The sequence below is a fragment of the Myroides injenensis M09-0166 genome (assembly GCF_000246945.1).
GTDB classification, from domain to species: Bacteria; Bacteroidota; Bacteroidia; order Flavobacteriales; family Flavobacteriaceae; genus Flavobacterium; species Flavobacterium injenense.
Genome location: NZ_BAEX01000004.1, coordinates 73,204 through 80,167 on the forward strand (window position 1 = coordinate 73,204; position 6,964 = coordinate 80,167).

Annotated in this window: 7 protein-coding genes; 5 read left to right on the plus strand and 2 right to left on the minus strand. The window is 28.7% G+C overall.

The window, feature by feature from the left end; translation table 11 throughout:
• Positions 1-139: 139 nt before the first annotated feature.
• A complete protein-coding gene (locus tag RH98_RS01485) occupies positions 140-1,933 on the plus strand; it encodes a nuclease-related domain-containing DEAD/DEAH box helicase (RefSeq protein WP_010249711.1) in 1,794 nt (597 codons plus the stop codon).
• 33 nt (positions 1,934-1,966) lie between these two features.
• Positions 1,967-2,404 (plus strand): FKBP-type peptidyl-prolyl cis-trans isomerase, encoded by a 438-nt coding sequence (locus RH98_RS01490; protein WP_010249713.1) that lies wholly within the window; start codon positions 1,967-1,969, stop codon positions 2,402-2,404.
• A 135-nt stretch (positions 2,405-2,539) separates the two neighbouring features.
• Here the strand turns inward: RH98_RS01490 and RH98_RS01495 are convergent, their stop codons facing one another.
• Entirely contained in the window at positions 2,540-3,415 is an 876-nt protein-coding gene (locus RH98_RS01495) for a helix-turn-helix domain-containing protein (protein WP_010249715.1), read from the minus strand.
• A gap of 322 nt (positions 3,416-3,737) precedes the next feature.
• Between RH98_RS01495 and RH98_RS01500 the strand changes: the two genes are divergently transcribed.
• Positions 3,738-4,397, plus strand: a complete 660-nt coding sequence (locus RH98_RS01500) for a DUF421 domain-containing protein (protein WP_010249726.1) — start codon at positions 3,738-3,740, stop codon at positions 4,395-4,397.
• A 105-nt stretch (positions 4,398-4,502) separates the two neighbouring features.
• Positions 4,503-4,820 carry a winged helix-turn-helix transcriptional regulator gene (locus tag RH98_RS01505; RefSeq protein ID WP_010249728.1) on the plus strand — a complete coding sequence of 106 codons (318 nt, stop codon included), beginning with the start codon at positions 4,503-4,505 and terminating at the stop codon, positions 4,818-4,820.
• Here the strand turns inward: RH98_RS01505 and RH98_RS01510 are convergent.
• Complete coding sequence (locus RH98_RS01510) at positions 4,798-5,313, minus strand: GNAT family N-acetyltransferase (protein ID WP_010249730.1); 516 nt, start codon at positions 5,311-5,313, stop codon at positions 4,798-4,800. The two genes, RH98_RS01505 and RH98_RS01510, sit on opposite strands and share 23 nt — an antisense overlap.
• A 285-nt stretch (positions 5,314-5,598) precedes the next feature.
• Between RH98_RS01510 and brnQ the strand changes: the two genes are divergently transcribed.
• Positions 5,599-6,933: a branched-chain amino acid transport system II carrier protein gene (brnQ, locus tag RH98_RS01515; RefSeq protein WP_050996071.1), complete on the plus strand. Its 1,335-nt coding sequence runs from the start codon at positions 5,599-5,601 to the stop codon at positions 6,931-6,933.
• Positions 6,934-6,964 lie beyond the last annotated feature (31 nt).

Here is a 6,964-nt window from a genome sequence, read left to right on the forward strand (position 1 = left end):
AGTTAAAGGAGGGCTTTTACAATATAAGAATACTCGACTCCTTGATTTAATAAGGATTATTGCTTAATATTTCAGAAGAAAACTGCTTTGGTTGTTTTTAAGTGTTAATTTAGTAGAGATATTAAAAAAACGAAATAAGATGCCTTTAAAGATTTATCCAGAGTATCCATTAGATGAGCTTGAATTACTTGTAATTGATGGTGTAAAAGTTCCTTATGGGGAGTTTTTAATCTATAGAGATATAGTTGAATCACTTTCAGCTAGTCCACATGATTGGTACGTTTGGTATAGTATGAAATTGCCATTTCATGATAATTCTATGATAAAGAGAGCTAAAGCTGATGCTGAGTTAGATTTTATTATTGTCTCTAAGTTTGGTTTTATTGTTCTAGAAGTGAAAGGAGGAAATATTTCTGTTGATCAAGGTCGTTTCTGTTACAGAGATGGTAAAAGAAAAAAATGGCTACATCAAAACCCTTTTGAGCAGGTTAAAGGATATAAATATACTTTAATGAATAAAGTATTTCCTAATTATAAGCATGTTCAGTTTTGTGAAGCTGTTTCTTTTCCAACTACAATGATTCCTATTGAAAACACAATTTATGATTCTAAAATTATTTATAGTGAATATACAAGAGTTAATAAATATAAGAATATTGAAAAGTTCTTATTACATGTTTATGAGTATACAAGACATAAATTAGAAAGTACACATCCTATTAAGTTTTCACGTTTAACTGATGCTGAATTAGAAACTGTAATTAATACTTTCAATCCAGTTGTGCAAGATACCAATATGTTTCAATCTCGTGATTCTTTAGAATGGTTAAGAGAGCGTAATCTAGAAATTCTTTATTCTTTATCTGAGAACCCTAGATTAATGATAGAGGGTGCCCCTGGTACTGGTAAAACGACTATGGCTATGGCATATGCGGAAATGCAAGTTGGAAGAAAAGGTCTTTATTTGTGTTGGAACCTTTTATTATGTGGTTATAATGCACAAAGATTTAAATCTTTAAAAGTAAATATTGACTGTATCACTTTTACACAATTTGTAGTAGAAAATCTTCCAGGAGTAAAAGAAAGTGAATTATACTATTTAGAACCTGCAAAATTTGGTAATTATATAAAAGAGACAATTGATTACTTACAAGAAAATGGTAAATTACCAAATTATGATTATATCATAGTAGATGAAGCCCAAGATCTCTTTGACCGTAACTTGCATTTAATGATGCATAAACTATGTGGAGATCACAATGGGATGAAACAAGGTAATATTATGCTATTATATGACTTGGATCAAAGTTTTTCACTTTTTGGCAGAGATGTTTCAGATTATGCCTATTTCTTAAAAGAATATTTTACCCATTTTAAATTACATAAAATTCGTCGAAGCGCACAAAAAACTCAGATACGTAAAATTGCTGAACATATCCAGTTAAGACCTGAAGATTGGGATGATGTAACTACGCATCACGAGTATGATGAAATAGATTTAAGATCATTTGAAACTAGAGATGATTTAAAAAGAGCAATGCAAGTAGTTATAGACAATATTAATGACGAAAACTCTTCTCTGAAAGCGGAAGATGTAATTGTTTTAGTTCAAAGCAAAGTATGGCAGAGAAAAAATAACGTAGCTGATCTTATTCTAGAGATGGGAATGGAGGAGTTAACAATTAATAACCTTACTTTAAAGCCGACAAAGTTGCAATATACAACTGCTGTAAAATTTAAAGGTCTTGAGAGAAAGAATGTTATTTTAATTGTGGATAAGCCTAATAAGCTTACGCCATATGAATGGTATATTGGATGTACTCGTGCAATTGAAAACCTTTGTATATGGCAACTACATAATTATCAAGAACATGAAGGTAATGGTAGTTCGATAAGTAATACATATTTTCAGAATAATGATGAAGTGAAATAAAATCATGTAATTTTGCACACTATAAACTTATATATGGGGGTAGCGGAATTATTAAGAAAAAGAAAAGAAGCATTAGCAAAAAAAAATTTAGAGGAGGGAAGGCTTTACTTACAGGAGTTTTTGAAAAACGATGAGGTCATTTCTGTTGCTGAAGGTTTAGCTTATTTAATTTTGGAAAGAGGTAATGGAGAGAAAGCGGGGTTAGATGATAGATTTGAATGTAGCTATATAGGAAGGAATATTAAAGGCGTCGTCTTTGATTCTTCTTCAAAAAAGAGTGATGCAACTGTTTTTTTACTTAACAAATTAATTAAGGCATATCAAATTGTAGTACCACAGCTAGAAATGGGAACTAAGTTTATAATGGTAGCTTCTTGTGATTATGCATATAAAGATCAATATATTAGTCAAGAAATAGGACCAAATAGTTCACTTATTTTTGAAGTTGAATTAAAGGGGATTATAAAATAAAAAAAGCCATTTCGTTTAGAAATGGCTTTTTGCAATAAAAAAGATTAGGGTTATAGTCCTTAGTAATTTGCTGAAAAATAGCATTTAATCAAGGCTATTCTTTTAAAAATATTGATGTATAACACTTAGTGATACTTAATTTTTTCTAAATTTATTGGGAGTACTATTTGTTGATTTTTTAAAAAAGCTTGAGAAATAAGTCGGATATTCAAATCCTAAACTATAAGCAATTTCTGAAATACTCCAGTCTGTTGTTTTTAATAATTTTTTAGCTTCAAGCAGAATTCTTTCTTGAATACATGCAGAGGTTGACTTTCCTAAAATTTTATTTACTGTATGATTTAAATGGTTTGTGTGAACATTTAATTTTATGGCAAAATCATTAGGAGTTTTCAGCTCTAAAACATTATTTGGCGAATGAATAGGAAATTGCTTTTCTAATAATTCTAGAAATTGTGAACAAAGTCTTTGGGGGGCATTTTTCTTTTGATCTACTTTGTAAGCTACATTAAGTTTATTGCTTTGATGAATAATTATCTCAATGTAATTTCTTAAAAGTTCATATTTCTGTGAATATGTTTGATTTTCTTCTTCCTTCATTTTTTTGAATAAGAATGAAATTAACTCTTCTTGTTCTTTGTTTAGGGAATAGACAGGATTTTCTTCTAAATGAAAAATAATGGATTTCATTAGATTACTTTTAAATCCTAGGAAATTGTTTGTAAATAAACAGAAGTAACCTTCGGCATTCTCAGAAATTGGTTCGAATGTATAAGGGGATAACGGATTTGAAAAAAATAATGTTGGTCCGTCTAATTCTACAACTTTTGTACCTGAGAAAAATTTACTCTTAGTTTTTAAATAAGATACTTTGTAATAAGTTTTCTTATTGAAAGGGATTAATAATTTTTTTCCTTCTTCCTGCGTGAAAATTTTAAAATCTTCTTTGGGAGAGTGCTTTAAATCAATCAAATTTGATTGAATCTGAATTTTTTGTCTAGTGTTTGTCATAACTGTTCCCTTGTTAAGCGGTATAATCTTTACTTATTAAGATTAGTCGCGCTGGTTATCACCTAAGTTGAATTGGCTTTTTTCATTTTGTGGCGTTTTAATTATTTATAAAAAGTTATGTTAATTTTGTTGATGTAAAAATAAAAAACATAATTACTTGATTAGTTGTAAAAAAAGTTTTTTTTATTGACTTTTTTACTTAAAATATGTTTTTTAATTGTGTTTTTATATGTAATGTTTGTTTTTTGATTAATTTGATTATAATAAAATATTATTTTTAGCAATATCATAATAAATGTGGTTTAATTTAATTATTTAGTTCATGGAATTTTACTTATTGTTATTTTTAAAGTTATTGGTTGGGTTTTTATTAGTTATCTGTCATTTGAATTTTACTGGAAAAACTCAAATCTCTCAAATGAATGCTGTTGATCTTATAGGTAACTTTATATTAGGTGGTGTAATAGGTGGTATAATTTATAGTGATTCAATTAGCTTTGTAGATTATATTATCTCTTTAGTTATTGCAATTTTGCTAATAAATGTCTTAAGTCTTTTGGTTAGAAAGACAAATTTTTTTCGTGCTTTTGCTATCGGAAGTCCTATTACTTTAATTAGAGACGGAAAATTTTGTATAGACGTTATTAAGGATAAAAGAAATAAAATTGACATTTATACTATAGCAGCGAATTTAAGAGTTATGGGACATTCTACTTTTAGTGATATTGAGTTCTTGCAAGTAGAGCCCAATGGGCAGCTTTCTATTGTTGAAAGAAGTAGTAAGAAACCTCTACCTAGTAAGTTGTTGTATTTTGATGGAGTATTTGCACTCGATGATTTAGCTTTTTTTAAGATGGATAGTGAATGGCTAATTAATAAATGTAAAGGGTTAGGTGTCGAAGAATTCGAAGAGGTGTACTTTATAGAACATTACGATAATAAAATTAATGTGGTGTTAAAGGATGGTACAATTATTCAATAATGTAGTTTGTTGTTTTCCTTATATTTTCTTGAGTTACTTTTTATTGCATGTGTAAAAAGGTTATTTTTGCAACTTTGAGATTATAAATTTTGAATTGCATAGATAATGGTACAAGCTGAACTTGAACAAAGATGTCCTGCAGAAGAACTAATAAAAACTTTGTCTGGGAAATGGAAGATGGTAATACTGCATTTAACAGAACAAAAAGCTATGAGATTTAGCGATTATATGCGTGATATTATTGGAGGTAATAAGCAATCTATTGCTGTTGCACTTCGTGAATTAGAAGAAGATAATCTTTTAATTAAAACTATTATTACAGTAAAGCCTTCACATATAGAATATACACTATCTGATAAAGGTAAAAAAATAGTACCTTTAGTAGAATTACTCTATGAAATTATTGCTGATGAAGCTGTTTAAGATAGGTTGATTTTATTTGATCTCTATTTATTAGATTGAATTCCATTTTTATACATAGTCTTTTTGATCTTTCATTTCCAATGTATAATTGGGCTATGACTTTGTTGCAATCTTTTATAAGCGATAGATAGTCAATGACACCTTTTACTAATTCACTTCCCAAACCTTTACTCCAATATTCTTTTCTGATTATATATCCAAGCTCTATAGCATCATTATATTTTTCAACAGGGAAAAATCCTATTTCTCCTATTATAGTGTTGGAAGATTCAATGACTATTTTATAAATTCCTAGTTCAATATTCCCTATTTTATGATATCCCTTAAATTTGTTTAGAATATCTGCTTTCTGATATTTAATCATTTTGTTGGGAATCCACTGCATTGTTTCCTGATCATTGTGATAGGAGAGCAGTGATGTAATATCTTCATTAAGATTTATTTTCTCAATTGTTAAACGAGGTGTTTTAAAAAGTAGTTTGTTTATTTCCATTTTTATAATTGATAATTTTTAATCCTTATTTTTTATATGCATGCATAGTTTTTTATGTAAAGGGTGGTTATTCTCAAATGTATTTAAATATTATTACATAATTCTTAAAATTGTTTTATATTGTGCTCTTGTTTTAATTTAAGAGAATATTAGGACAGTGAAAAAATATTAATATATCATTATTTTTTAATTTTTAATTGATTAAATTGAAATTTTGATAGTAAAAATACATAGAGTTTGAAAAGGTTTGTAGATGCTTTAACAATTGGTTTTGCTTTATTTGCAATGTTTTTTGGGGCTGGTAATACTATTTTGCCACCTATAATTGGTTTAATTACTGGTGGGGATTGGCAATTTGCTGTGACTGGATTTTCCATTACTGCAATATTGGCTCCTTTTCTCGGAATTGTAGCAGTGCTAATTTCAGGTGATAGTTTTACTGATCTCGGTAAAAGAATAAATAGTTTACTAGGGTGGATATTAGCTACTGCAATTATTTTAAGTATTGGTCCACTAGTTGCAATTCCAAGGACGGCTGCTACTACTTTTGAAATTGGTGTATTGCCTTTGTGGTCAGAGGCTAGCCCTGTTTTGTCATCAGTCGTGTTTTTTGGTGTTACCTTAGTTTTATCAATTTCTCCTTCAAAAGTAGTTGATATTATTGGTAAATATTTAACTCCTTTGTTACTTTTATTGTTGACCTACCTTATAGTTAAAGGTATAATGAATCCTCTGTCTACGAATGAATTGAGTAGCGGAAATAAAGAAGAAGCATTTCGTTTAGGTTTTTCAGAAGGTTATCAAACAATGGATGTTTTAGCTTCAGTAATTTATGCAGGTATTATTATAACAGCCGTAAAAGCTAAAGGTTATCTAGATTTAAAATCAAAAACTAGAGTAACCTACATGTCTGGAGCTGTTGCTATTTTTTGTTTGTTAGTTATATATGGTGGTTTAGTATATATAGGAGCTACTTCTGGATATCCAGTAACTGATAGCTTAAAGAGAACAGAGCTTTTATTGTATATTTCTAATGCAATATTGGGTTCTTCTGGAACATTGGCTCTATCATTATGTATTGCTTTAGCTTGTATTACTACAGCTATCGCTTTGGTATGTGCGACAGGTACTTTTTTCTCTCAATTAACAAATGGAAAATTAAGTTATAGAGTAGTAGTAATAACAACTTGTCTTGTTTCTGGTGTTTTAGCTGTTAAAGGTGTAGATAATATTATTGATTATGCTGCTCCATTTTTAGGTATTATATATCCAATTACTCTGACGTTAATACTTTTCATGATTGCATTTGGTAAATCTGTACCTCGTAGAGCTCCCTTTGTAGGAGCTATTATTACTACTGCAATTGTTGCATTAATGCAATTTGCAATTTATATGGGGACTAGTCTATATGATATTGACTATAGTATTTATAATGGAAAAGTCGATTATAGTAATTTTACAATAACAGAATTTTTTAAATTGATTAATAAAATTGTTATTAATTTGCCTTTATATAATTATGAAGTCCCATGGCTAATACCTGCAATTATTGCTTTTACTATCGTTTATGTTGTCGATAAAATAGTATATAAGCCGAGTCGATTAATAGTAAGTCAATAGTTTTTGGATGCTATTTAACCCTATAATAAAA

Excerpts from the sequence above, each read along its gene's own strand:
- RH98_RS01500 (WP_010249726.1), top strand. The coding sequence starts at position 3,738 with ATGGAATTTTACTTATTGTTATTTTTAAAGTTATTGGTTGGGTTTTTA.
- RH98_RS01510 (WP_010249730.1), bottom strand. The coding sequence starts at position 5,313 with ATGGAAATAAACAAACTACTTTTTAAAACACCTCGTTTAACAATTGAG.
- RH98_RS01495 (WP_010249715.1), bottom strand. The coding sequence starts at position 3,415 with ATGACAAACACTAGACAAAAAATTCAGATTCAATCAAATTTGATTGAT.
- RH98_RS01505 (WP_010249728.1), top strand. The coding sequence starts at position 4,503 with ATGGTACAAGCTGAACTTGAACAAAGATGTCCTGCAGAAGAACTAATA.
- brnQ (WP_050996071.1), top strand. The coding sequence starts at position 5,599 with ATGTTTTTTGGGGCTGGTAATACTATTTTGCCACCTATAATTGGTTTA.
- RH98_RS01485 (WP_010249711.1), top strand. The coding sequence starts at position 140 with ATGCCTTTAAAGATTTATCCAGAGTATCCATTAGATGAGCTTGAATTA.
- RH98_RS01490 (WP_010249713.1), top strand. The coding sequence starts at position 1,967 with ATGGGGGTAGCGGAATTATTAAGAAAAAGAAAAGAAGCATTAGCAAAA.